We start from the raw sequence: 23,673 nt of genomic DNA on the forward strand, positions 1-23,673 counted from the left end.
TCTGGGAAGCGGGCAACGCCCGTGGGATACGGGCAGAGGCAAGGAGGCACCTGTGACGACTGCGCCCAGCGGTGGATCAAGCGCGGCCCCCGTGCGCGGCCGATCGACCCGCCAGCGCGCCGCGGTGGCGGCGGCGCTCGACGAGGTGGACGAGTTCCGTAGCGCGCAGGAGCTCCACGACATGCTCAAACACCGTGGTGACTCGGTCGGTCTGACCACGGTCTATCGCACCCTGCAGTCCCTCGCCGACGCGGGCGAGGTCGATGTGCTGCGTACGAACGACGGCGAGTCGGTCTACCGGCGCTGCTCGACCGGCGACCACCACCACCATCTCGTCTGCCGGGTCTGCGGAAAGGCCGTCGAGGTCGAGGGCCCCGCGGTGGAGCAGTGGGCCGAGATGATCGCCGCGCAGCACGGTTATGTCGGCGTGGCACACACGGTGGAGATCTTCGGTACGTGCGCGGAGTGCGCGGCGGCGGTGGCGAAGAACTAGGACAGGGCCTAGGCCCTGTTGAAGAACCAGGGGCTGTTTCAGGCGCCTTGGGTCGCCGTACGGGGCTTACTCGCAGCCCGTACGGCGACCGGCGCGTTTCAGCCCTGCTGCCCCGTCTGCTCGGACTGCTCCGCCTGTTCGGCCTCCTCCTCGTTGGGCAGCGCTCCGCCGAAGCGCCGGTCCCTGGACGCGTACTCCAGACAGGCCCGCCACAGATCACGGCGGTCGAAGTCCGGCCACAGCACGTCCTGGAAGACCATCTCGGCGTAACTGCTCTGCCAGATCAGATAGTTCGACGTGCGCTGCTCACCGCTGGGACGCAGGAAGAGATCCACGTCCGGCATGTCCGGGTAGTACAGATACTTGGCGAACGTCTTCTCGTTGACCTTGGCCGGGTCGAGCTTGCCGGACGCGACATCGGCGGCGAGCGCCTGCGCGGCGTCCGCGATCTCCGCGCGACCGCCGTAGTTGACGCAGAAATAGAGCGTCATGGCATCGTTGTCCCGCGTCTGCTCCTGGGCGACCTGGAGCTCCTGGACGACCGACTTCCACATCTTGGGCATCCGGCCCACCCAGCGGATCCGGATCCCCAGCTCGTCCATCTCGTCGCGGCGGCGCCGGATGACATCGCGGTTGAAGTTCATCAGGAAACGGACCTCGTCGGGGGTGCGCTTCCAGTTCTCGGTGGAGAAGGCGTACAGGGAGAGGTTCTTGACGCCCATCTCCAGACAGCCCTTGAGCACATCGAGCACCACACCCTCGCCGACCTTGTGACCCTCGGTGCGCGGCAGACCACGCTCCTTGGCCCAGCGGCCGTTGCCGTCCATGACGCAGGCCACGTGCTTCGGGACCAGCTCGCCGGGGATCTTCGGCGGGCGCGCACCGGAGGGGTGCGGCTCCGGCGTCTTGTACTCGCGGCGGGAACGCCCCAGAATTCCGCGTCGTGCCATGCGCTCTCGTCTCCTGGTTTCCTAGGTCTTCTCTACGTATCTGAGCGAGCGCAGCCCGCGCTCCAGGTGCCAGTGCAGATAGGCGGACACCAGTCCGCTGCCCTCCCTGACATGCCGCGCCTCACACGCGTCCGCCGTGTCCCAGTCGCCGGTCAGCAGTGCGCTGAGCAGTCCGACGGCCTCAGTTGAGGGTACGACGCTGCCGGGCACCCGGCAGTCGCCGCAGATGACTCCGCCCGCCGCGACCGAAAAGAAACGATTCGGCCCGTGGAGTCCGCACTTCGCGCAGTCGTCGAAGCTCGGCGCGTAGCCGTTGACGGCGAGGGAGCGCAGCAGGAAGGCGTCCAGGATCAGATGGGGCGCGTGCTCCCCGCGCGCGAGCGTGCGCAGCCCGCCGACCAGGAGCAGATACTGCTGAACGGCCGGCTCGCCCTCATGATCGGTGAACCGCTCGGCGGTCTCCAGCATGGCGGTGCCCGCGGTGTAGCGGGCGTAGTCGGTGACGATGCCGCCACCGTACGGAGCGATGGTCTCGCTCTGCGTGCACAACGGCAGTCCGCGTCCGACAAGGTCGCTGCCGCGCGCGAAGAACTGCACATCGACATGGGAGAACGGCTCCAGCCGCGCCCCGAACTTCGACTTGGTCCGCCGCACTCCCCGGGCGACGGCGCGGACGCGGCCGTGGCCGCGGGTCAGAAGCGTGATGATGCGGTCGGCCTCACCGAGCTTCTGGGTGCGCAACACAACGCCGTCGTCCCGGAACAGACTCATGGGCCCATTGTCCCGCATGCGCGGGCGGCTCTCCGCTCCCCCCTTGGGCGCTCCTGTCGTCCCGTGCGTCGTCCCGTGGGGCCGGGCTCAGGAGGGCGTGCCGGACGCCGCCAGCAGCAGACGCTCCGTATCGTCCGAGCAGAGCTGGAGCGCGCCGCCGACGATGCTCAGCACCTCGCGCTCCGGCAGGCTGTACGGCCCGTCCGCCACGGCGATCCGCGCGCCCTGCAGCACGATCGACTCCCGGCCGGCCGGGGCCAGATGCGGGGCCAGTGGCTCCAGCGCCTCGTGCAGTTCGATGGCGAGCGCCGCGCCGCACGGCCCCGGTTCGATGAGGAACCGGCCGGTGTCCGCGGCGAGCGCGTCGACCAGATCCGTCAGCCGGTCCTCCGTGCAGTCCTCGAACCCTGCCGCCCGGACAGTGAGGACCGCCGTCTCCCTGACCGTGCGCGAGGACGTGCCACCCGCCGCGAGGACCGCCAGCGCGACCGTGTGCACGGCATCGCGCAGCATCGCGGAGAAGCGGACGGTGGTGGGGTGATCGAGCACGTCCATCCCGAAGTGCGCGTGACAGGCGGCGCATTCGACAACGGGCCCGGCGCAGCCGCGCGGAAGCAGCGGGACCCCGAGCACCGTGAAGCGGCGACGGCCGGTACGACGGCGGTAGTTGCGGTCGCCTCCGCAGTCGGGGCAGAAGAACTCCCCGTCACCGACGGTGTTCCAGGACGTACGAATGCCGCAGACACGCACTTTTCGCCCGCCGGGTCGCTGAGCTGGCAGCACGTCGCGCACCTCCGTAACGCTCCGGCAACGCTTCGTTGCGTTGCACTCCACCGCGCCTCCACGCCCTTTCGGGGAATCCGGATGCAGAGCCGCCGCGTTGACGTGATGTTAGCCACATCGTGCGGGCGCCGTCAGTACCGCGACGTGAGATCGCCACGACATGGCTGAACCCCGACCACCGTGTCCGGTGATCGGGGTCCGTGAACGCTCAGGTCAGGCCGGGGTCGGCGGCCGGATCAGCGGGTGGCGCGGTTCACCGCGGAAATGACCGCCTTGAGTGAAGCGCGGGTGGTGTTCGCATCGATTCCGATGCCCCACAGCACCTTTCCGTCGATCGCGCACTCGATGTACGAGGCGGCCTGGGCGCTCGCGCCCTCACTCATCGTGTGCTCCTGGTAGTCCAGCAGCCGGGCGTCCACCCCGACCGCCGCCAGAGCCTCGAAGAAGGCCGAAATCGGACCGTTGCCGGTACCGGTCAGCACGGTTTCCGTACCGTCCACGACGGCCTGGACGGTCAGCGTGTCCTTGCCGTCGGTGTCGGTCGTGGTCTGGCCGGAGCGGAGCTGGACGCGGCCCCACGCGTTGTCCGGGTTGGGCAGATACTCGTCCTGGAAGATCGACCAGATCTGGCCGGGAGTGATCTCGCCGCCCTCGGCGTCGGTCTTGGCCTGGATGATCCGGGAGAACTCGATCTGCATCCGGCGCGGCAGGTCCAGCTTGTGGTCGTTCTTCAGTACGTAGGCGATCCCGCCCTTGCCGGACTGCGAGTTGACCCGGATGACCGCCTCGTACGAACGGCCCACGTCCTTCGGGTCGATCGGCAGATACGGCACGGCCCACTCGATCTCGTCGACCGGCTTGCCCTGCGCGGCCGCGTCGGCATCACGCGCGTCGAAGCCCTTCTTGATGGCGTCCTGGTGGGAGCCGGAGAAGGACGTGTAGACCAGGTCGCCCACGTAGGGGTGGCGCGGGTGGATCTCCATCTGGTTGCAGTACTCGCTGGTACGACGGATCTCGTCGATCTGCGAGAAGTCGATCTGCGGGTCGACGCCCTGGGAGAAGAGGTTCATGCCCAGCGTCACCAGGTCGACATTGCCGGTGCGCTCGCCCTGCCCGAAGAGACAGCCCTCGATACGGTCCGCCCCGGCCATGAGCGCCAGCTCGGCGGCGGCGACAGCCGTACCGCGGTCGTTGTGCGGATGCACCGACAGGCACACGTTCTCGCGGCGGGAGAGATGGCGCGACATCCACTCGAAGCGGTCCGCGTGCGTGGACGGAGTCGAACGCTCCACCGTGGCGGGCAGGTTGAGGATGATCTCGCGGCCGGCCTCGGGCTGCCAGACGTCCATGACGCCTTCGCAGACCTCCAGCGCGAAGTCCAGCTCGGTGTCGGTGAAGATCTCCGGGCTGTACTGGTAGCCGAAGACGGTCTCGGGGCCGAGGATCTTCTCCGCGTACTCCATCACCAGCCGGGTGCCGTCCACGGCGATCTGCTTGACCTGCTCCTTCGTACCGCGGAAGACGACCCGGCGGAACGTGGGGGCGGTGGCGTTGTAGAGATGGACGGTCGCGCGGTGGGCGCCGCGCAGCGCCTCGACGGTGCGCTCGATCAGTTCCTCGCGGGACTGGGTCAGGACGGAGATCGTCACGTCCTCGGGGATCGCGCCCTCTTCGATGATCGACCGTACGAACGCGAAGTCGGTCTCGCCGGAGGACGGGAAGCCGACCTCGATCTCCTTGTAGCCCATACTGACCAGCAGGTCGAACATCTCGCGCTTGCGGGCCGGTGACATCGGGTCGATCAGGGCCTGGTTGCCGTCGCGCAGATCGGTGGAGAGCCAGCGGGGGGCGACGGTGATCCGGTTGTCCGGCCAGCTGCGGTCGGGGATCTCCACCGCCTCGTAACGGCCGTACTTGTGGATCGGCATTCCGGACGACCGCTGGGCGTGGGTCGCGTTGGTGATGGGCGTGGCGCGACCGACGGAAGAATCAGACATTGCGCAGGGCTCCTCGTGTGTCCACTGGGACGGCCGACGGGCGTGATTACCGCAACACCACACTCCGCGGGGAGGGGGTCGGCCTACGACTACAGACCCTCGCCGCGGCAGCTAAGGAGAAGCAGCCCGAAACGCATGATGTGAAGAAGCGTAGCCGAGCGGTGCCGGTCGCGCCGGTCCGTATCAGAATGCGGGATGCGAGGAGCGTCCCGCGAGACGCCGGACACGCGGCTGGAGATGTAAAGACCAGAGCCCCGGGAATCACTCCATCTCAGCAATTCCTGTCGCGATGAGTGACATGACGATGACGCACTGCCACCGTGCTCGTATGAACGACATCGCTCCCGTCTTCTGCACCATTGTGCCGCCTCATGTCCTCGACAAGCTCGCCCAGGCCGAGGACCCCCGGCTCTCCGGGCCCGCCCGCCGCACGCTGGAGGTGGACTCCGCCCACCGCACCCGGCGCCGGATCGTCGGTCTGCGCGCCCTCGCCTCCCCCACGGCCGCCGCCACCGGTAACCCGCACCGCACCATCCACGACTGCGAGCAGCGCACCGCGCTGCCGGGCAGGGAGGTACGCGGCGAGGGCGACGATCCCGGCCGCGACGCCACGGTCAATCGCGCGTACAGCGGACTCGGCGCGACGTTCGAGCTGCTGCTGTCGGCGTACGGACGTGACTCGCTCGACGGCGCCGGACTGCCGCTGGTCGCCAGCGTCCACTACGACGAGGGGTACGCGAACGCCTTCTGGGACGGCGAGCAGATGGTCTTCGGCGACGGTGACGGCGAGGTCTTCCTCGACTTCACGCTGCCCGTCGATGTGATCGGCCACGAGCTGACCCACGGTCTCACCCAGTACACCGCCAACCTCGACTACCAGGGTCAGTCGGGCGCCCTCAACGAGTCCATGTCGGACGTCTTCGGTTCGCTGGTCAAGCAGTACACCCTGGACCAGACCGCCGACCGGGCCGACTGGCTGATCGGCGCGGGCCTGCTCGCGCCCGGTGTCACCGGGGAGGCGCTGCGCTCCATGAAGGCGCCGGGGACGGCGTACGACGACGATGTCCTCGGCAAGGACCCGCAGCCGGCCGTCATGGCCGACTTCGTACCGACGAGCCAGGACAACGGCGGGGTCCACATCAACTCCGGGATCCCCAACCACGCCTTCCATCTGCTGGCCGTGGCGCTCGGCGGAAAGGCCTGGGAGCGGGCGGGACAGCTCTGGTTCGACGTGCTGACCGGCGGCGAGCTGGCCGCCGACGCGCAGTTCGCGGACTTCGCCCGGCTGACCGTCGCGGCGGCGCGGGCCCGCTTCGGGGACGGCGCGGAGCTGGAGGCGGTGACCAAGGCATGGTCCCAGGTCGGGGTCCCCGCGGTGTGAGCGGTGTGAAGCGGAAGGTGAGGCACGGGCGGCGGCTACCGCCGCCGCCCGTCACGTACTAGACAGGACCCATGCGTATCCAAGTACGGCGCACAGGCGGCTTCGCCGGCATCGAGCGCAGGGCCGAGATCGAGACCTCGGGCCTGCGCGATGCCGGTGACTGGCGGGAACTGGCCGAGCGGGCGATGGCGGACGGCGCGGGAACGCCGTCCGCCGGCGTACCGGACGGCTACCACTATGTGATCACCATCGACGACCGCGCGGTCCACTGCGCGGACCCCGGGCTGACCGACGCGCAGCGCGCGCTGATCTCGCGGGTGCTCAAGGAAGGCGCCTAGGGCCTCTCGTTTGGATCAGGCCGGGCTCGCGAGCCCTGGCACCATGCCTCGCCACGTTGTCGTCAGTCGCCGACTCCCCCACAGCCTCAAGGGCGTGGGAGGTGCCCCCTCCGCGTCGGCTCCCTCCTCCGCCTCGCGATCCACGGCACCAACCCCCGCTCCCCGATCCGGCCTGATCCAAACGAAAGACCCTGGGGCCTGTCCTCAAAGTCCCGCCTGCCCGGCGGCGCCACTTTGAAGACAGGCCCTGGGCCGTGTGGATCAGTGTCCGGTCAGAACCCGAGCTTGCGCAGCTGCTTCGGGTCGCGCTGCCAGTCCTTGGCGACCTTGACATGCAGGTCGAGGAAGACGGGCGTCCCGAGCAGCGCCTCGATGTGCTTGCGGGACTTCGTCCCGACCTCCTTGAGCCGCTTGCCCTTCGGGCCGATGATGATGCCCTTCTGGCTGGGCCGCTCGATATAGACGTTCGCGTGGATGTCCAGCAGCGGCTTGTCCGCCGGGCGGTCCTCGCGCGGCAGCATCTCCTCGACGACGACCGCGATCGAGTGCGGCAGCTCGTCCCGTACGCCTTCCAGCGCGGCCTCGCGGATCAGCTCGGCGACCATGACCTGCTCGGGCTCGTCGGTGAGGTCGCCCTCCGGGTAGAGCGGCGGGCTCTCCGGGAGGAGCGGGACGAGCAGATCGGCCAGCAGACCGACCTGCTGGTCCCCGACCGCCGAGACCGGGACGATCTCCGCCCACCCCAGGCCGAGTTCCTTGCCGAGCTGGTCGATCGCGATGAGCTGCTCGGCGAGCGTCTTGGAGTCGACGAGGTCCGTCTTGGTGACGACGGCGACCTTCGGCGTCTTCTTGATCGCGGCCAGTTCCTTGGCGATGAACCGGTCGCCGGGGCCGAGCTTCTGGTCGGCGGGCAGACAGAAGCCGATCACGTCGACCTCGGCCCAGGTCGTCCGTACGACATCGTTGAGGCGCTCACCGAGCAGTGTGCGCGGCTTGTGGAGGCCAGGGGTGTCGACCAGGATCAGCTGCGCCTCGGGCCGGTGCACGATGCCGCGCACGGTGTGCCGGGTGGTCTGCGGCCGGTTGGAGGTGATGGCCACCTTCTGGCCGACGAGAGCGTTCGTGAGGGTGGACTTGCCCGCGTTGGGGCGGCCGACGAAGCAGGCGAAGCCGGCCCGGTGGGGGGCTTCGGTTGCCTCGGGAGAAGTCTCGGGCGAAGAGGTACGAGCGCTCATGGCGCCCATTGTCCCCGATCGTTTACCCCGCGCCGACCAGACAGCCCCGCACGGCCGCCGTGCCGCCACTTTCCGCGCACTGATCGGGCCGGTCAGCCCGCTGTGACGGTCACCCGGAGCGCGCCGTCGGGTCCCGCCACCAGCACCGGGGTCGCGGGCCCGCCGAGGTCGCGTACGGCCGCGCGGTCCTCGTCCGACACGGTCTCCTCTGCCGTGACGACGGCCGCCGCCTCCAGCGAGGTCGCACCGCTGGCCACGGCCATCGCGACAGCCGTGCGCAACGCGCTGAGCTTGAGCGAGTCCAGCCGCACGGTGCCGGCGACATACGTACGCCCGGTCTCGTCCCGTACCGCCGCGCCCTCCGGTACGCCGTTACGGGCGCGGGCGCTGCGGGCCAGCGTGATGATCTTGCGGTCCTCGGGGGAGACGCCGGTGCCGGGGTCGGTGCTCTCAGTCATGTGCCGAGCATAGGCAGCGCGATCCGCGCCACCGTCAACGGGCCGTGCCAAGCGCGCTTCCGGCGACCGCCTCCCTGCCCGGGAGCTACGCGTCGAAGTCGTATTCCAGTACGTACGACGCGGAGTCGAGGACCATCTCGTTCACTTCCACCGGCCGCCGCTCGGCGTCGAACGCGGTGCGGCAGACGAGGATGACGGGGGTACCGGCGGAGAGTCCCAGCCGCTCCGCCTCCTCCTGGGACGGCATGCGGGAACGGATCTCTTCCCTGAAGTGCACCGGCGCGAAGCCGAGTTCGCCGAGCCGGGCGTAGATTCCGCCGGGACTGGTGTCCTCCTGGGTGATGGCCGAACCCGCGACCATGGCCGCCGGCAGAAAGCTGGTGGCCAGCAGGACCGGCTTGCCGTCCAGGACGAACCGCCGCCGCCGTACGCACACCGCGTCGCCCGGCTCCAGCGCGAGAACGCGAGCGATGGGCTCCGGGGCGGGTTCCTCGGCCACACTGGCCCCGTCCACGACGAGGGTCCGGTCCTCGATGTCCGCCGACCAGACGGACCGGCCGCCACCCCACCGCTCCCGCGACAACCGCTCGACACCGCGACGCATCAGCGGCCGGAACGACCGTACGAACACACCCGATCCCTTGCGGGACTCGGCGATCCCCTCACTCTGCAGAACGCCCAGCGCCTGCCGTGCGGTCATACGAGCCACGCCGTGGGCGGCCATGAGGTCGTTCTCACCCGGCAGCCGTGCGCCGGGCCCGTACTCGCCCGACCGAATCGCCTCTCGGAGAGCGTCGGCGATGCGCTGGTACTTCGGCTGACGAGTGCCGCCCGTTGTGGCCATACGTGAACGTCCTCCCTCTTCTCTAGACAGCCTAGGGCACACGTGTACCAGCGCACTTCGGACAGCGGGCCCGCACCGTCAGCGGTCATCCGTCCAGAGTCGATTGACATCTCTAGAGATGTTGCCTCAAGATGTCTAGAGATGTTGTCCGACAGAAATGATGAGGTGCGCCGATGGGGCGTCAAAGACCATCCGGCGTAGGCGGACCGCATCGTTCGGACCACGTGCCGTACATCGCCGAGTGGAGCGCGGAACGGGCTCCCGGCCCCCGTGTCGTCGCAAAGGGCCGGGGCATCGGTTACGCGGACGAGCGGCCGTACGACCGTGACTCGGACGGCGTGCTGTGGTCGCGCGTCCGCTCGCTGGCAACTCATCATGCGGCTGCACGAATTCACGGTCGTCGACCTCGCCGCCGGGCACACACCGTGCGCATGAGCAGGCCACAGGCCCCGGGCCGGGCCGGGCCGCTCAGGGTCTGTCCAGTCTGAGGCGTTCCTGCCTCGGGAAGCCGGCCACCACCAGGTCGTACGAGTCCTCGATCAGCTCCCGCACCATCCGGGCCGGCAGCGGGCCGACCGTCACCGTGTTCCAGTGGCGTTTGTTGAGATGCCAGCCCGGGACGATCTCCGGATGGGCCTCGCGGAGGCGGATCGCTTCCTCCGGATCGCACTTGAGGGAGACCTTCAGCGGGCGGTCCTCCAGGGAACAGATCGCGAAGATCTTCGTGGCGACCCTGAAGACCGTGATATCCGGGTTGCGCGGGAACGGGACGTCCGAGGAGGTTCCGTTCAGTGCCAGGCAGCACGCCGTCAGCTCCGCCGGGGTCACGACGTCTGGGCTTCCTTCCGCACCGGTTCGGCGAGGACCGTGACGATCTTGTTCCGGCGGCCGGCCGGGGATTCCGCCGTGAGCCGGAGCGTGCGGCCGTCCGGCAGGTCGACGCTGGCGGTGGCGCCGGCGATCGGGACGCGGCCCAGGGCCTTCGCCAGGAGGCCGCCGACGGTCTCCACGTCCTCGTCGTCGTACTCGTCGAGCCCGAACAGCTCCCCGAGGTCGCCGATGTCCAGCCGGGCCGTGACGCGGTACGAGCCGTCGCCCAGCTCCTCGACCGGCGGGAGCTCGCGGTCGTACTCGTCGGTGATCTCTCCGACGATCTCCTCCAGGATGTCCTCGATCGTGACGATGCCGGCCGTGCCGCCGTACTCGTCGATCACGACCGCGACATGGCTGCGCTCCTGCTGCATCTCGCGCAGCAGATCGCCCGCGTTCTTCGTGTCGGGCACGAAGGCGGCGGGACGCATGGCCGTGGAGACCAGATCGGCTTCGGAGTCCCGGTTGATATGGGTCTTGCTGACCAGGTCCTTGAGGTAGACGACGCCGACGATGTCGTCCTCGTTCTCCCCCGTCACGGGGATACGGGAGAAGCCGGAGCGCAGCGCCAGCGTGAGCGCCTGACGGATCGTCTTGTACCGCTCGATGCAGACCAGGTCCGTGCGCGGGACCATGACCTCCCGTACGAGGGTGTCGCCCAGCTCGAAGACGGAGTGCACCATCCGGCGCTCGTCGTCCTCGATGAGGGACTCCGACTCGGCGAGGTCGACCATCGCCCGCAGCTCGGCCTCGCTGGCGAACGGTCCCTTGCGGAAGCCCTTGCCGGGGGTGAGCGCGTTGCCCAGCAGAATCAGCAGCTGGGGGATCGGGCCCATGATCCTGGCGAGCGGCAGCAGGACATACGCCGAGGCCGTCGCCGTGTTCAGCGGATGCTGGCGGCCGATCGTACGGGGCGAGACACCCACCGCGACGTACGAGACGAGCACCATCACGCCGATGGCGACGACCAGCGCCGCCCAGGTCTCCTTGAACTCCTTCAGGCAGACGTACGTGACGAGCACCCCGGCCGCCATCTCGCAGGCGACCCGGACCAGCAGGGCCACGTTCAGATAGCGCGTCGGGTCGGCGGCGACCTGGGCCAGCTTGGCCGCGCCCCGGCGCCCCGAGCGGACGGCCTCGGCTGCCCGGAAGCTGGAGGTCCGGGCGAGGCCCGCCTCGGCGGAGGCCGCCAGCCAGGCCACGACGACCAGGGCGACCGCTCCGACGATCAGTTGCGCGGTCATGAGACGGTCGGCGCGGGCGACGGCCCCGTGAGCCCCTGTTCGGATCGCCAGCCGTCGACGATGGCCGCCTGGAGGCCGAACATCTCGGCCCGCTCGTCCGGTACTTCGTGGTCGTAGCCGAGGAGATGCAGCACACCGTGGACGGTGAGCAGTTGGAGCTCCTCGTCCATGGTGTGCTGCGTCGGGGCTTCCTCGCCCTGCTTCTTGGCCACCTCGGGGCAGAGCACGATGTCACCGAGGAGGCCCTGCGGGGGCTCCTCGTCGTCCTTGACCGGCGGACGCAGCTCGTCCATCGGGAAGGACATGACATCCGTCGGGCCCGGCAGATCCATCCACTGGATGTGCAGCTGTTCCATGGCGGCCTCGTCCACCACGATCACCGACAGTTCGGAGAGCGGGTGGATACGCATCCTCGTGAGCGCGTAGCGGGCGACGTCGAGGATCGCCTGCTCGTCGACCTCGGTGCCTGACTCGTTGTTGACGTCGATCGACATGGTGCGCTCTTGGTCTCCCGCTCCTGAATTCCGCAGCCCGTGTCAGCCGTCAGCCATGGCTGTCGGTTGTCGTCAACCGCGGCTGCCGTTCTGCTCGTACTTCTCGTACGCGTCGACGATACGGCCGACGAGCTTGTGCCGGACAACATCCTGCGACGTGAGACGGGAGAAGTGCACATCGTCGACGCCGTCCAGGATGTCCTGGACCTGGCGCAGACCGCTCTTCGTGCCGCCCGGCAGGTCGACCTGGGTGATGTCGCCCGTGATGACGATCTTCGATTCGAAGCCCAGCCTCGTCAGGAACATCTTCATCTGCTCGGGGCTGGTGTTCTGCGCCTCGTCGAGAATGATGAACGCGTCATTGAGCGTACGGCCACGCATATACGCCAGCGGCGCCACCTCGATCGTGCCCGCCGCCATCAGACGCGGGATCGAGTCGGGGTCGAGCATGTCGTGCAGCGCGTCGTAGAGCGGCCGCAGATACGGGTCGATCTTCTCGTAGAGCGTGCCGGGCAGGAACCCGAGCCGCTCGCCCGCCTCAACGGCGGGCCTGGTCAGGATGATCCGTGTGACCTGCTTGGACTGCAGGGCCTGGACCGCCTTGGCCATGGCGAGATAGGTCTTGCCGGTACCGGCGGGGCCGATGCCGAAGACGATCGTGTGCTTGTCGATCGCGTCGACATATCGCTTCTGGTTGAGGGTCTTGGGGCGGATCGTCCGGCCGCGGCTGGACAGGATGTTCTGAGTGAGTACCTCGGCGGGCGTCTCGGGACCGTCCGCTCCGCCGTTCTCGCTCGCCCTGAGCATGGCGATCGAACGTTCCACTGCGTCCTCCGTCATCGGCTGACCGGTGCGGAGCACCAGCATCATTTCGTCGAACAGGCGCTGGACCATGGCGACATCCGCCGCACTACCGGTCGCGCTGATCTCGTTTCCCCGGACATGGATGTCTGCGGCCGGGAACGCCTTCTCGATCACCCGCAGGAGGGTGTCTCCGGAGCCCAGGACCGTCACCATGGGGTGCTTGGCGGGGACTGTCCACTGAGCATGTGCCTGCCCCGACGCGGGGGTCTGGACTGTAGGTGTCTGAGTCATGGGCCGGCGCTGTGGCCTGCACATACCTCCCGTTGCAGGGTTCTCGCTGCTCGACAACCTCTGGGCTACCAGCGTACGACCCCGCACTGACAAGGCCCTAGAGCTTTTCCATGTGCCGTTGGCAAAGACCGTCGGCCCCGGACGTGCTCGTCTCAGACGGAGCGTCCGAAGCCGATGGTCGGTACGGCCCTGCGCAGCGGCCACGGCCTGCTCGGCGCGGGCAGCAGCTCCTCCAGGAAGGCGTAGCGCCGCAGCGCCGCCGGGTCCTGGTCCGGGGAAGTCCGTACGTACTGCCACCAGGTCGCCACCTCCGACCAGCCGGGCGCGGAGAGCGAGCCGCCGAACTCCTGGACCGAGAGCGCGGCGGTCAGCCCCGCGAAGGCCAGCCGGTCCGCGAGCGGCCAGCCGGCGAGCGTGCCGGTGACGAATCCGGCCACGAAGACATCGCCCGCGCCCGTCGGGTCGAGGGCCTCCACGGCGATCGCCGGGACCTCGGCGGTCTCGCCGGTGGCGCCGTCCACCGCGTACGCGCCGTCCCCGCCCAGCGTGACGACGGCCACCGGCACCCGCTCGGCGAGCACCCGCGCGGCGGCCCTGGGGCAGTCGGTGCGGGTGTAGCGCATCGCCTCCGCGGCGTTGGGCAGGAACGCCTCGCAGTGCTCCAGATCGGCCAGTCCGGCCAGATCCCAGCGGCCGGTCTCGTCCCAGCCGACATCGGCGAAGATCCGCGCTCCGCGGCGGGCTGCGCGGGCGATCCACTCGTCGCGGCGGCCGGGGGTGAGGGCGGCGACGGCGGCGCGGGCGCGCGGCGGGCACTCGGGCACGGCTCCTTCGGGCGGCGGAGCCTCGTGGCCGTGCGAGACCATCGTGCGTTCGTCCTCGTACGCCATGGAGACGGTGACGGGCGAGTGCCAGCCGGGGACCGTCCGTGACCGGGACAGATCGATGCCCTCGCCCTGCTCCAGCGCGTCCCAGCAGTACTCGCCGTAGTGGTCGTCGCCGAAGGCCGCCGCGAGCGAGGTGTGCAGTCCGAGCCGGGCCAGGGCGGTGGCCATATTGGCGATCCCGCCGGGGCTCGACCCCATCCCCCGCGCCCAGGACTCCGTACCGCGTACGGGTGCGCTGTCCAGCCCGGTGAAGATGATGTCGAGGAAGACCGTGCCCGTCAGATACACGTCGCAGTCGGGATCGTCCGGAGCGCGCAGTGCGCGCAGCGGGTCGACATGGGCGGAGTGTTCCTGCGGGTCTCCGTTGGATGTGATCACGGCGGGCTCCCGGTCGCGTGCGGATCCGGACAGTCTGCCCGATCCGCCGGGCGCGGGCGCGCGGTCCCGCCGCTCCGGGGCCGCACCTACGCTCCCGTCAGCGGGAACGCTTGGGCAGCGGTACTCGTACGAGGTCGGCGGCGACCGTCAGTTCGCCCTCGAAGCCCGCCGCGCGGGCCTGCCGTTCGAACTCGTCCGGGTCGCTGTAGCGCTGTGAGAAGTGCGTGAGGACCAGATGCCCCACGCCCGCGTCCCGCGCCGCCCGCGCCGCCTGGCCCGCGGTGAGATGGCCGTGGTCGGCGGCCAGTCGCTCGTCCCCGTCGAGGAACGTCGACTCGATGACCAGCAGATCGCACCCCTCGGCCAGCGTGTGCACGCCGTCGCAGAGCCGGGTGTCCATGACGAAGGCGAACCGCTGGCCCCGGCGCGTCTCGCTGACCTCCTCCAGCGTGACACCGTTCAGCACGCCCTCGCGCTGGAGGCGGCCGACGTCCGGGCCCGCGATGCCGTGTGCGGCCAGCCGCGCCGGGTCCATGCGACGCCCGTCGGGCTCGGTGAGGCGGTAGCCGTACGACTCGACGGGATGCGAGAGCTTCCGCGCCTCCAGGGTGTACGCCGGGGTACGCGCGAGCACGCCGTCGCCGGTGACCGGCGCTTCGGTCAGCTCGACGGACTCGCGGTAGGCCGTGGCGTACCGCAGCCGCTCGAAGAAGCGCTGCCCGCTCGCCGGGTAGTGCGCGCTGATCTCGTGCGGCACCTGGTCGAGATTGATCCGCTGGATGACCCCGGCCAGTCCGAGCGAGTGATCGCCGTGGAAGTGCGTGACACAGATGCGGTTGATGTCGTGCGCGGCGACCCCGGCGCGCAGCATCTGGCGCTGGGTGCCCTCGCCCGGGTCGAAGAGCAGGCCCTCGCCGTCCCAGCGCAGCAGATAGCCGTTGTGGTTGCGATGGCGGGTGGGCACCTGGCTCGCGGTGCCCAGCACGACCAGTTCCCGTACGGACAAGACGCCTACCCGGGGGGCCAGTTGAAGCCGCGTCCGCCCAGGACATGGGCGTGCGCGTGGAAGACGGTCTGGCCCGCGCCCGCGCCCGTGTTGAAGACGATCCGGTAGCCGCTGCCGTCGGTCTTGTCCTCGACGGCGACCGCTGCGGCCTCGCGCAGCACATCGGCGGCGATGGTGGGTTCGGCCGCGGCGAGGGTGCCGGCGTCCGGGTAGTGCGCCCGCGGGATGACCAGGACATGGGTCGGGGCCTGCGGGTTGATGTCGCGGAAGGCGAGGGTGGTCTCCGTCTCGCGGACGACGGTGGCCGGCACATCCCCCGAGACGATCTTGCAGAACAGGCAGTCCGCCTGCGGTTCTCCCGCCATGATCCGGGCCTCCTCGGCACCACTGGTGATCAGTTGAGTACGTCGCATGCTATCCGGTGGGGTCGGGGCCCACGGCCGTCACAACCGAAGGCCCGTCAGGGCCAACGGCCCATCGGCACCGGCGGCCTGTCAGGACCAGCGACCGGTGCGGCCGAGCAGGAGCGCCGTGGCCGCCGTCCCCGCCGTGGAGGTACGCAGTACGCTGCGGCCGAGCCGGTACGGCCGCGCACCCGCCTCCGCGAAAGCCGTCAACTCCTGTGGGGACACGCCTCCTTCGGGCCCCACGACCAGCACGATCCGGCCCTCCGTGGGCAGCGGCGCGGTGGCCAGCGGCTCGCCGCCCTCCTCGTGCAGTACGGCGGCGAAGTCCGCGTCCGCGAGCAGCGCCGCGATCTGCCGGGCCGACAGCGCCTCCGTGACCTCGGGGAAGCGGAGCCTGCGCGACTGCTTGCCCGCCTCGCGCGCCGTGGCCCGCCACTTGGCGAGCGCCTTGGCGCCCCGTTCGCCCTTCCACTGCGTGATGCAGCGCGCGGCCTGCCACGGCACGATCGCGTCGACGCCGGTCTCGGTCATCGTCTCGACGGCCAGCTCCCCGCGGTCGCCCTTGGGCAGCGCCTGGACGACGGTGACGCGGGGCGTGGGGTCCGGCTCGGTCCGTACCTCGGTGACGGCGACGTCCAGCCGGTCCTTGCCCTCGACCGCCGCGACCGTCCCGTACGCGCCGGTGCCCGCGCCGTCCGTCAGTACGATCTCCTCGCCGACGCGCAGCCGCCGTACGGAGACGGCGTGCCGCCCCTCGGGGCCGTCCAGCGTGACCGTACCGACCCGCAGTCCGCCGCCCTCGACGACGAAGACAGGAGCGGTCACGAGGCGTTGCCCAGACCCGGCATCAACGAGGCGCGCGTCGCTTCGAGTTCACCGTTCAGCACCTCGACCAGTTGTCCGGCCGGCAGATCGCGGGCCATCCGGTGGCCCTGTCCCGCCCAGAGCGCCATGCCCTGCGCGTCGCCCACCCTGGCGGCGGCCTTGCGCAGCGCGGAGGTGAGGTGGTGGATCTCGGGGTAGGCGGGCGGGGCGTACCGGCCGTGCTCGCGCATGAAGCGGTTCACGAGGCCGCGCGCGGGGCGCCCGGAGAACGCCCGGGTCAGCTCGGTCCGTACGAACAGCGGGTTGGTCATGGCCTGCTTGTGCAGCGCGTTCGCGCCGGACTCCGGGCACACCAGGAACGCCGTGCCGAGCTGCGCCGCGTCGGCGCCCGCCGCGAGCACCGCCGCGATCTGGCCCCCGCGCATCAGCCCGCCGGCGGCGATGACCGGCAGCTCCACGGTCTCCCTGACCTGGGCCACCAGCGAGAGCAGCCCGATACCCGCGCCGTCGGTGGCCGGATCGTCGCGGTGCGTGCCCTGGTGGCCGCCGGCCTCGATGCCCTGGACACAGACGGCGTCGGCGCCGGACCACTGCGCGGTCTGGGCCTCCTCGGGGGTGGTCACCGTGACCACGGTGTACGTCCCGGCCTGGGCGAGGGCGTCGAGCGTCGTCCTGGTCGGGCAGCCGAAGGTGAACGACACGACGGGCACCGGATCGTCGAGCAGTATCGCCAGCTTCGCCTCGTAGCCGTCGTCCCGTCCGGCGTCGGGGTCGCCGAGCGGCGTCTCGTACCAGGTCGCCTCACCGGCGAGCTGGTTGCGGTAGACCTCCACGGCCGCGTGGTCGGCGTAACGGGGCTGCGGCATGAAGAGATTGATACCGAAGGGCCGGCCGGTCAGCCCGCGCAACTGTTTGACCTCTTCGTACATGCCGTCCGCGGTTTTGTACCCGGCGGCGAGGAACCCGAGACCGCCGGCCTCGGAGACGGCCGCGGCCAGCTGCGGGCAGGAGGCGCCGCCCGCCATGGGGGCCTGCACGATCGGATACCGGCAGAGATCGGTCAGTGCGGAGGACATGCAGGCATCGTGCCATGCCTTGTATGACAGCTCCGAATCGGTGCCGCGTCCGGCATGTGACGGAGGAATGCGCGGCGGATCACGGGCATCGCGCCGGGAGACAAAGCCAATGGCCCGGGGACTACTCCCCGGGCCATTGGCCACAACCTGTCGCAACACGGCCTAGCGGCCGTTGAAGGCGTCCTTCAGGCGCGAGAACAAGCCCTGCTGTCCCGGCTGGAACTGGCCCGTGGGCCGTTCCTCGCCGCGCAGCTTCGCCAGCTCCCGCAGCAACCGCTCCTGCTCCGGGTCCAGCTTCGACGGGGTCATCACCTCGACGTGCACGATCAGATCGCCCCGGCCGCCGCCCCGCAGATGCGTGATGCCCCGGCCGTGCAGCGGAATCGACTGGCCCGACTGCGTACCCGGACGTACGTCGATCTCCTCCAGGCCGTCCAGCGTCTCCAGCGGGCACTTCGTGCCCAGCGACGCCGCGGTCATCGGGATGGTGACCGTGCAGTGCAGATCGTCGCCGCGCCGCTGGAACACCGCGTGCGGCAGCTCATGGATCTCTACGTACAGATCACCGGCGGGGCCGCCGCCGGGGCCGACCTCGCCCTCGCCCGCGAGCTGGATACGCGTGCCGTTGTCGACCCCGGCCGGGATCTTGACGGTGAGCGTACGGCGGGACCGGATCCGGCCGTCGCCCGCGCACTCGGGGCACGGCGTCGGCACGACCGTACCGAAGCCCTGGCACTGCGGGCACGGCCGCGAGGTCATGACCTGGCCCAGGAAGGACCGGGTGACCTGCGAGACCTCACCGCGGCCGCGGCACATGTCACAGGTCTGCGCCGAGGTGCCCGGCGCCGCGCCCTCTCCCGAACAGGTCGTACAGACCACGGCCGTGTCGACCTGGATGTCCTTGGTCGTACCGAAGGCCGACTCGTTGAGGTCGATCTCCAGCCGGATCATCGCGTCCTGGCCGCGCCGCGTCCGCGACCGCGGGCCGCGCTGCGACGCCGTACCGAAGAACGCGTCCATGATGTCGGAGAAGTTGCCGAAGCCACCGGCTCCGAACCCGCCCGCGCCCCCGCCACCGCTCTGCGAGAGGGGGTCACCGCCGAGGTCGTAGACCTGCTTCTTCTGCGGGTCCGACAACACCTCGTAGGCGGCGTTGATCTCCTTGAAGCGCTCTTGCGTCTTGGGATCGGGATTGACATCCGGATGCAGCTCGCGGGCGAGTCTGCGGAATGCCTTCTTGATCTCGTCCTGAGATGCGTCGCGGCGCACGCCGAGTACGGCGTAGTAGTCCGTGGCCACTTACGACTCCGCCAGGATCTGTCCGACGTAACGTGCCACTGCGCGTACCGCTCCCATCGTTCCGGGGTAGTCCATGCGGGTCGGTCCGACCACGCCGAGTTTGGCGACTGCCTCGTCGCCCGAACCGTAGCCGACCGCGACGACGGACGTGGAGTTGAGCCCCTCATGGGCGTTCTCGTGCCCGATACGTACGGTCATGCCGGGGTCCTTGGCCTCGCCGAGCAGCTTGAGGAGCACCACATGCTCCTCCAGCGCCTCGAGCACCGGCCGGATGGTCAAAGGGAAATCGTGTCCGAAGCGGGTGATGTTGGCGGTACCGCCGATCATCAGCCGCTCCTCGGTCTCCTCGACCAGGGTTTCGAGCAGGGTCGCGAGCACCGTGGTGACGGTCCCCCGGTCCTCCTGCTCGAAGGAATCGGGCAGGTCCTGCACCAGCTGCGGGACATCCGCGAAGCGGCGCCCGACCACCCGGCTGTTGAGCCGGGCCCTCAGGTCCGCGAGCGAGGTCTCGCCGAAGGGCGCGGGACAGTCGATCATGCGCTGCTCGACCCGTCCGGTGTCCGTGATCAGGACGAGCATCAGCCGGGCGGGCGCCAGCGCCAGCAGCTCCACATGCCGCACCGTCGAGCGGGTCAGCGAGGGGTACTGGACGACGGCGACCTGCCGGGTGAGCTGCGCCAGCAGTCGTACCGTACGGCCCACGACATCGTCGAGGTCGACGGCTCCGTCCAGGAAGTTCTGGATGGCGCGGCGCTCCGGCGAGGACAGCGGTTTGACCCCCGCCAGCTTGTCGACGAAGAGCCGGTATCCCTTGTCCGTCGGGATGCGGCCCGCGCTGGTGTGCGGCTGGGCGATGAAGCCCTCGTCCTCCAGCACCGCCATGTCGTTGCGTACGGTCGCTGGGGAGACACCGAGCTTGTGCCGCTCGGTGAGCGCCTTGGAGCCGACGGGCTCTTCCGTCCCGACATAGTCCTGGACGATGGCGCGCAGCACCTCCAGCCTGCGTTCGCTGAGCATCGCACACCTCCAGCTCTCGTCCGTCGTCCGGCTTTGGCACTCGCTCTGGAGGAGTGCCAGCACTCCCCCAGCCAGTGTACGGCCGTGGGGTACACCCCTAGCAAGGGCAGCCGACCACGCTACCCCGCGATCGCACTGGTCGTTGCCGATAGCGTCCCGTAGCGTCCCGGTATGAACGTGCCCATGAACATCCCCTGGGAAGAGTCCGGGTGGGAACGACTTGCGCCAGGGGTGGGGCGGCTGCGGCTGCCGGGATGGGACGCGACGACCGGACTGGCCGTCGGCACCGACGCGGCACTGCTGTACGACACGGGCTCCACGCTCCGCGAGGGCGTCGGGATCCGGGCACGGACGCGAAGGCCGCTCGGCGGCCGGCGCGTGACGCATATCGCGCTGAGCCACCCGCACTTCGACCACGTGCTGGGGACGGCCGCGTTCGCCGGGACCGAGGTGTACGGGGCCGTGGGCATGGCGGAGCTGCTGACCGGGGACGCGGCGGGCCTGTACGAGGACGCCGTACGCCACGGGGTCGCCGCCGCGGAAGCCGCCGAGGCGGTCGATCACCTGGTGGCGCCCCGGCACGCGGTGTCCGGGGAGGTGACGCTGGACCTGGGCGGCCTGCGGGTCCTGCTCGTGAACGCCGGGCCCGGTCACACCGCCCACGATCTCGCGATGCTCGTGCCGGGCTCCCCTTCGGTGGTCTTCTGCGGCGATCTGGTGGAGGAGTCCGGCGAGCCGCAGGCGGGCCCCGACGCGGTCCCCGCGCGCTGGCCCGCGGCCCTGGACCGGCTGCTGGCGCTGGGCGGCGAGGACGCGCTGTATGTGCCGGGGCACGGGGCGGTGGTGGACGCGGCGTTCGTACGGGCGCAGCGCGACGCGCTGACCGCGCGTGCCGGGGCGTCGTAACGGGTGCCGGGGCGTCGTAACCGGGTGCCGGGCGTCGAAGCCGGGTGCCGGGGCGTCGTAGCCGCAGCGCCGCGTCCCGGCCTATCGTCGTGCGCATGCGCAGCTACAGCCCTGATCTGACGCCCCCGTGGAAGAAGTCCACGCCCGCGCCCGAGGTCCCCGCCGAACCGGATCTGGTGGTCGAGGAGGTGTCAACGGGCTTCTGCGGCGCGGTGATCCGCTGCGAGAAGACCGCCGAGGGGCCGACGGTCACGCTGGAGGACCGCTTCGGCAAACACCGGGTCTTCCCGCTGCTGCCCTCCGGCTTCCTCCTGGAGGGCCGGCCGGTGACCCTAGTCCGCCCGTCGACGGCGGCCCCGTCCGGCCCGTCCCGCACCGCCTCCGGCTCGGTCGCCGTCCCCGGGGTCCGCGCGCGCGTGGCCAGGGCGGGCCGCATCTACGTGGAGGGCCGGCACGACGCGGAGCTGGTCGAGAAGGTGTGGGGCGACGACTTGCGCGTCGAGGGCGTGGTCGTGGAGTACCTGGGCGGCATCGACGATCTCCCCGCCATCGTCACCGAGTTCGCGCCGGCCCCGGACGCGCGGCTGGGCGTCCTGGTCGACCATCTGGTGCCGGGCTCGAAGGAGTCCCGCATCGCGTCCGCGGTGACGGGCGCGGACGTCCTGGTTGTGGGCCACCCCTACATCGACGTCTGGGAGGCGGTCAAGCCGTCGTCGGTGGGGATCGCGGCGTGGCCGACCGTGCCGCGCGGCGAGGACTGGAAGACGGGCGTGTGCCGCGCGCTGGGCTGGCCGGAGAACACGGGAGCGGCGTGGCAGCACATCCTGTCCCGCGTGCACTCCTACCGGGACCTGGAACCCGCGCTGCTGGGCAGGGTGGAGGAACTGATCGACTTCGTCACGGTCGGCGGTGCTGCTTGATCGGCGGAAGTGTCCCGAACTTGCTGGTGTCCAGTTCGATACCGAGCGCTTCGAGCAGCAGCGGGTCGCCGAACTTGGCAGTCCGCTCCAGTCGGTAGTCCGCGGCTTCCCCGCTGCCCACCGGCTCGGTGAGCAGCACACAATGAGCCTCCATCGGATCGATGATCAGGTAGGCCGGGACCCGACCGGCAGCGTAGATCGAACGCTTGACGCCGTAGTCGCGGTCGATGCTGCTCTTGGAGGCGACCTCAAGCACCAAAGTGACAGCGGGGGCGGGGACCAGACGTCCGGGGCCTTCGAAAGCGCCGTGCTCAACCACGACGAGATCCGGCTGTGGCTGGACCGACTCCCCTGGGATCGAGAGGTCCTGGGTCTGCACCGGGTACCAGTTGTCGATAGGAATTTGCCGCTCCACGAACAGAACGATCAGGTTATGGACCCAATCAGGCCCTGCCGTCATCACGATTTCGCCCCTGAGGAGTTCCGTCTTGAACCCCTCGGGAACCTCAAGGTTCTCGAAGGTCTCGACGGTGTCGGTGATCGGTCGCTCATCCACAGCGGTCATCTCCGTGAACCTCCACATTCCGCCGCTTCTGTTGGCGGCAGACCAGGGAACAGCGTAGGCAGACTCCTCCCGAATCCGCTCGGATTCACACCGGCGAGTGATCAGTCCACCAGGTCCCTGACCACCGCGTCCGCCAGCAGCCGCCCCCGCAGCGTCAGCACCGCACGCCCCTCCTCGTACGGCCGCTGCCGGAGCAGACCGTCGGCCAGGGCGCGGCGGGAGGCTGCCAGGCCGTCCGGCCGCAGCAACGACAGCTCGCAGCCGTCGGAGAGCCGCAGCTCCAGGAGGATGCGCTCCACCCGGCGGTCCTCCGCCGCCAGGATCTCCCGGCCCGCGCCCGGCGACCGTCCCGACGCCAGCGCCGCCGCGTACGCGCCCGGGTGCTTCACGTTCCACCAGCGCACGCCCCCCATGTGGCTGTGGGCGCCCGGACCCGCGCCCCACCAGTCCGCGCCGCGCCAGTACAGCTCGTTGTGCAGACAGCGGGCCGCTTCCGAGGTCGCCCAGTTGGACACCTCGTACCAGGAGAAGCCCGCCTCCGCCAGCACCTCGTCCGCGATCAGATAGCGGTCCGCGTGCTCGTCGTCGTCCGTCATCGGGACCTCGCCGCGCCGGATGCGCCGGGCCAGCTGGGTGCCCTCCTCCACGATCAGCGCGTACGCGGAGACATGGTCGGGCCCCGCCCCCACCGCCGCCGCGAGCGATGCGCGCCAGTCGTCGTCGGTCTCCCCCGGCGTGCCGTAGATCAGATCCAGGTTCACATGCTCGAAGCCCGTCGCACGCGCCTCCGCGACGCACGCCTCGGGCCGCCCGGGGGTGTGCGTGCGGTCCAGGACCTTCAGTACATGCTGTTTCGCGCTCTGCATCCCGAAGGAGATCCGGTTGAAGCCGCCCTCCCTGAGGGCCGCCAGATACGCCGGATCCACGGATTCCGGATTCGCCTCCGTGGTGATCTCGGCATCGTCCGCGAGCCCGAACTCGTCGCGGATCACCCCGAGCATCCGTACGAGATCCGCCGCCGCGAGCAGCGTCGGCGTACCGCCGCCGACGAACACCGTACGGACCTGCCTCGGGTCGTCGCCCAGCACCTTCCTGGCCAGCCGGACCTCGTCGGCGAGAGTCTCCGCGTAGTTGTCGCGGGAGGCCAGGACGCCGCCCGAGCCACGCAGCTCGGTCGCCGTGTACGTGTTGAAATCGCAGTAGCCGCAGCGGGTCGCGCAGTACGGAACGTGCAGGTAGAAGCCGAGGGGCCGGTCCGCCGCGCCTACAAGGGCGTGCGGGGGCAGCGCGCCGGTCTCGGGCATGGGGTCACCGTCGGGCAGTGCGGAAGGCATGCCCCCAGTGTCCCGTACGCGACGGGTGGACCGGGCCTGCGCCGGGGGCACCCGGGTGCCGGGGTGCCCGGGTGCCCAGGTCGCGCACGGCTCGCGCCCC

General features: G+C 70.1%; 25 protein-coding genes. 5 read left to right on the top strand and 20 right to left on the bottom strand.

What is annotated here, in order from left to right; genetic code table 11:
- Positions 1-52: 52 nt before the first annotated feature.
- A complete protein-coding gene (locus tag ACIRQP_RS09660; protein WP_249949289.1) occupies positions 53-493 on the top strand; it encodes a transcriptional repressor in 441 nt (146 codons plus the stop codon).
- A gap of 98 nt (positions 494-591) precedes the next feature.
- Here ACIRQP_RS09660 and ACIRQP_RS09665 read toward each other — a convergent pair whose 3' ends face one another.
- From ACIRQP_RS09665 to leuA, 4 genes are all read right to left on the bottom strand, one after another.
- Positions 592-1,443 (bottom strand): isoprenyl transferase, encoded by an 852-nt coding sequence (locus tag ACIRQP_RS09665; RefSeq protein WP_403886005.1) that lies wholly within the window; start codon positions 1,441-1,443, stop codon positions 592-594.
- A gap of 21 nt (positions 1,444-1,464) precedes the next feature.
- The gene (gene recO / locus ACIRQP_RS09670) at positions 1,465-2,214 is read right to left on the bottom strand and encodes a DNA repair protein RecO (RefSeq protein WP_403886007.1); all 750 of its coding nucleotides are present in this window, start codon (positions 2,212-2,214) and stop codon (positions 1,465-1,467) included.
- An 87-nt stretch (positions 2,215-2,301) separates the two neighbouring features.
- Positions 2,302-2,997, bottom strand: coding sequence for a TerB family tellurite resistance protein (locus ACIRQP_RS09675; protein ID WP_403886009.1), 696 nt, complete (start codon positions 2,995-2,997; stop codon positions 2,302-2,304).
- Between the two features lie 236 nt (positions 2,998-3,233).
- A complete protein-coding gene (gene leuA / locus ACIRQP_RS09680) occupies positions 3,234-4,994 on the bottom strand; it encodes a 2-isopropylmalate synthase (protein ID WP_403886011.1) in 1,761 nt (586 codons plus the stop codon).
- 328 nt (positions 4,995-5,322) lie between these two features.
- On the opposite strand from leuA, the gene ACIRQP_RS09685 reads away from it, so the two are divergent.
- Positions 5,323-6,375: a M4 family metallopeptidase gene (locus ACIRQP_RS09685; protein ID WP_403886014.1), complete on the top strand. Its 1,053-nt coding sequence runs from the start codon at positions 5,323-5,325 to the stop codon at positions 6,373-6,375.
- A gap of 71 nt (positions 6,376-6,446) precedes the next feature.
- Entirely contained in the window at positions 6,447-6,713 is a 267-nt protein-coding gene (locus ACIRQP_RS09690) for a protealysin inhibitor emfourin (protein ID WP_403886017.1), read from the top strand.
- A gap of 272 nt (positions 6,714-6,985) precedes the next feature.
- Here the strand turns inward: ACIRQP_RS09690 and era are convergent, their stop codons facing one another.
- From era to hrcA, 14 genes are all read right to left on the bottom strand, one after another.
- A complete protein-coding gene (gene era, locus ACIRQP_RS09695) occupies positions 6,986-7,957 on the bottom strand; it encodes a GTPase Era (protein ID WP_403886020.1) in 972 nt (323 codons plus the stop codon).
- Between the two features lie 83 nt (positions 7,958-8,040).
- Positions 8,041-8,406, bottom strand: a complete 366-nt coding sequence (locus ACIRQP_RS09700; RefSeq protein WP_403886022.1) for a cytidine deaminase — start codon at positions 8,404-8,406, stop codon at positions 8,041-8,043.
- An 85-nt stretch (positions 8,407-8,491) separates the two neighbouring features.
- Positions 8,492-9,250: a GntR family transcriptional regulator gene (locus ACIRQP_RS09705; RefSeq protein ID WP_403886025.1), complete on the bottom strand. Its 759-nt coding sequence runs from the start codon at positions 9,248-9,250 to the stop codon at positions 8,492-8,494.
- Positions 9,251-9,718: 468 nt separating this feature from the next.
- Positions 9,719-10,078 carry an MmcQ/YjbR family DNA-binding protein gene (locus tag ACIRQP_RS09710; protein WP_403886028.1) on the bottom strand — a complete coding sequence of 120 codons (360 nt, stop codon included), beginning with the start codon at positions 10,076-10,078 and terminating at the stop codon, positions 9,719-9,721.
- Complete coding sequence (locus ACIRQP_RS09715; RefSeq protein ID WP_403886031.1) at positions 10,075-11,364, bottom strand: hemolysin family protein; 1,290 nt, start codon at positions 11,362-11,364, stop codon at positions 10,075-10,077. The genes ACIRQP_RS09710 and ACIRQP_RS09715 overlap by 4 nt, the downstream gene beginning before the upstream one ends.
- A complete protein-coding gene (ybeY, locus tag ACIRQP_RS09720; protein ID WP_249949301.1) occupies positions 11,361-11,858 on the bottom strand; it encodes an rRNA maturation RNase YbeY in 498 nt (165 codons plus the stop codon). Before ybeY ends, ACIRQP_RS09715 begins: the two co-directional genes overlap by 4 nt.
- A 72-nt stretch (positions 11,859-11,930) precedes the next feature.
- Positions 11,931-12,953: a PhoH family protein gene (locus ACIRQP_RS09725; RefSeq protein ID WP_403886034.1), complete on the bottom strand. Its 1,023-nt coding sequence runs from the start codon at positions 12,951-12,953 to the stop codon at positions 11,931-11,933.
- 152 nt (positions 12,954-13,105) lie between these two features.
- Positions 13,106-14,218, bottom strand: a complete 1,113-nt coding sequence (locus tag ACIRQP_RS09730) for a carbohydrate kinase family protein (RefSeq protein WP_403886037.1) — start codon at positions 14,216-14,218, stop codon at positions 13,106-13,108.
- A 97-nt stretch (positions 14,219-14,315) separates the two neighbouring features.
- Positions 14,316-15,224, bottom strand: coding sequence for a ribonuclease Z (locus ACIRQP_RS09735; protein WP_403886040.1), 909 nt, complete (start codon positions 15,222-15,224; stop codon positions 14,316-14,318).
- Between the two features lie 5 nt (positions 15,225-15,229).
- Positions 15,230-15,589, bottom strand: a complete 360-nt coding sequence (locus ACIRQP_RS09740) for a histidine triad nucleotide-binding protein (protein WP_403886374.1) — start codon at positions 15,587-15,589, stop codon at positions 15,230-15,232.
- A gap of 129 nt (positions 15,590-15,718) precedes the next feature.
- On the bottom strand, positions 15,719-16,456 hold the full coding sequence (locus tag ACIRQP_RS09745; protein WP_403886043.1) for a 16S rRNA (uracil(1498)-N(3))-methyltransferase: 738 nt from the start codon (positions 16,454-16,456) through the stop codon (positions 15,719-15,721).
- Positions 16,453-17,532 (bottom strand): nitronate monooxygenase, encoded by a 1,080-nt coding sequence (locus ACIRQP_RS09750; RefSeq protein ID WP_403886046.1) that lies wholly within the window; start codon positions 17,530-17,532, stop codon positions 16,453-16,455. The genes ACIRQP_RS09745 and ACIRQP_RS09750 overlap by 4 nt, the downstream gene beginning before the upstream one ends.
- Positions 17,533-17,694: 162 nt before the next feature.
- Complete coding sequence (gene dnaJ, locus ACIRQP_RS09755) at positions 17,695-18,831, bottom strand: molecular chaperone DnaJ (protein WP_030354199.1); 1,137 nt, start codon at positions 18,829-18,831, stop codon at positions 17,695-17,697.
- The gene (gene hrcA / locus ACIRQP_RS09760) at positions 18,832-19,848 is read right to left on the bottom strand and encodes a heat-inducible transcriptional repressor HrcA (protein WP_249949309.1); all 1,017 of its coding nucleotides are present in this window, start codon (positions 19,846-19,848) and stop codon (positions 18,832-18,834) included.
- Between the two features lie 183 nt (positions 19,849-20,031).
- Here hrcA and ACIRQP_RS09765 point away from each other — a divergent pair, with 183 nt between their 5' ends.
- Positions 20,032-20,754 carry an MBL fold metallo-hydrolase gene (locus ACIRQP_RS09765; protein ID WP_403886377.1) on the top strand — a complete coding sequence of 241 codons (723 nt, stop codon included), beginning with the start codon at positions 20,032-20,034 and terminating at the stop codon, positions 20,752-20,754.
- 95 nt (positions 20,755-20,849) lie between these two features.
- Positions 20,850-21,674 (top strand): DUF3097 domain-containing protein, encoded by an 825-nt coding sequence (locus ACIRQP_RS09770; RefSeq protein ID WP_403886049.1) that lies wholly within the window; start codon positions 20,850-20,852, stop codon positions 21,672-21,674.
- Here the strand turns inward: ACIRQP_RS09770 and ACIRQP_RS09775 are convergent.
- Positions 21,652-22,239 (bottom strand): Uma2 family endonuclease, encoded by a 588-nt coding sequence (locus ACIRQP_RS09775; RefSeq protein WP_403886052.1) that lies wholly within the window; start codon positions 22,237-22,239, stop codon positions 21,652-21,654. The genes ACIRQP_RS09770 and ACIRQP_RS09775 overlap by 23 nt on opposite strands.
- A 101-nt stretch (positions 22,240-22,340) precedes the next feature.
- Positions 22,341-23,573: a radical SAM family heme chaperone HemW gene (hemW, locus tag ACIRQP_RS09780; RefSeq protein ID WP_403886055.1), complete on the bottom strand. Its 1,233-nt coding sequence runs from the start codon at positions 23,571-23,573 to the stop codon at positions 22,341-22,343.
- Positions 23,574-23,673: the final 100 nt, after the last annotated feature.

Source organism: Streptomyces sp. NPDC102274 (assembly GCF_044766385.1).
In the GTDB taxonomy this organism is placed as follows: domain Bacteria; phylum Actinomycetota; class Actinomycetes; order Streptomycetales; family Streptomycetaceae; genus Streptomyces.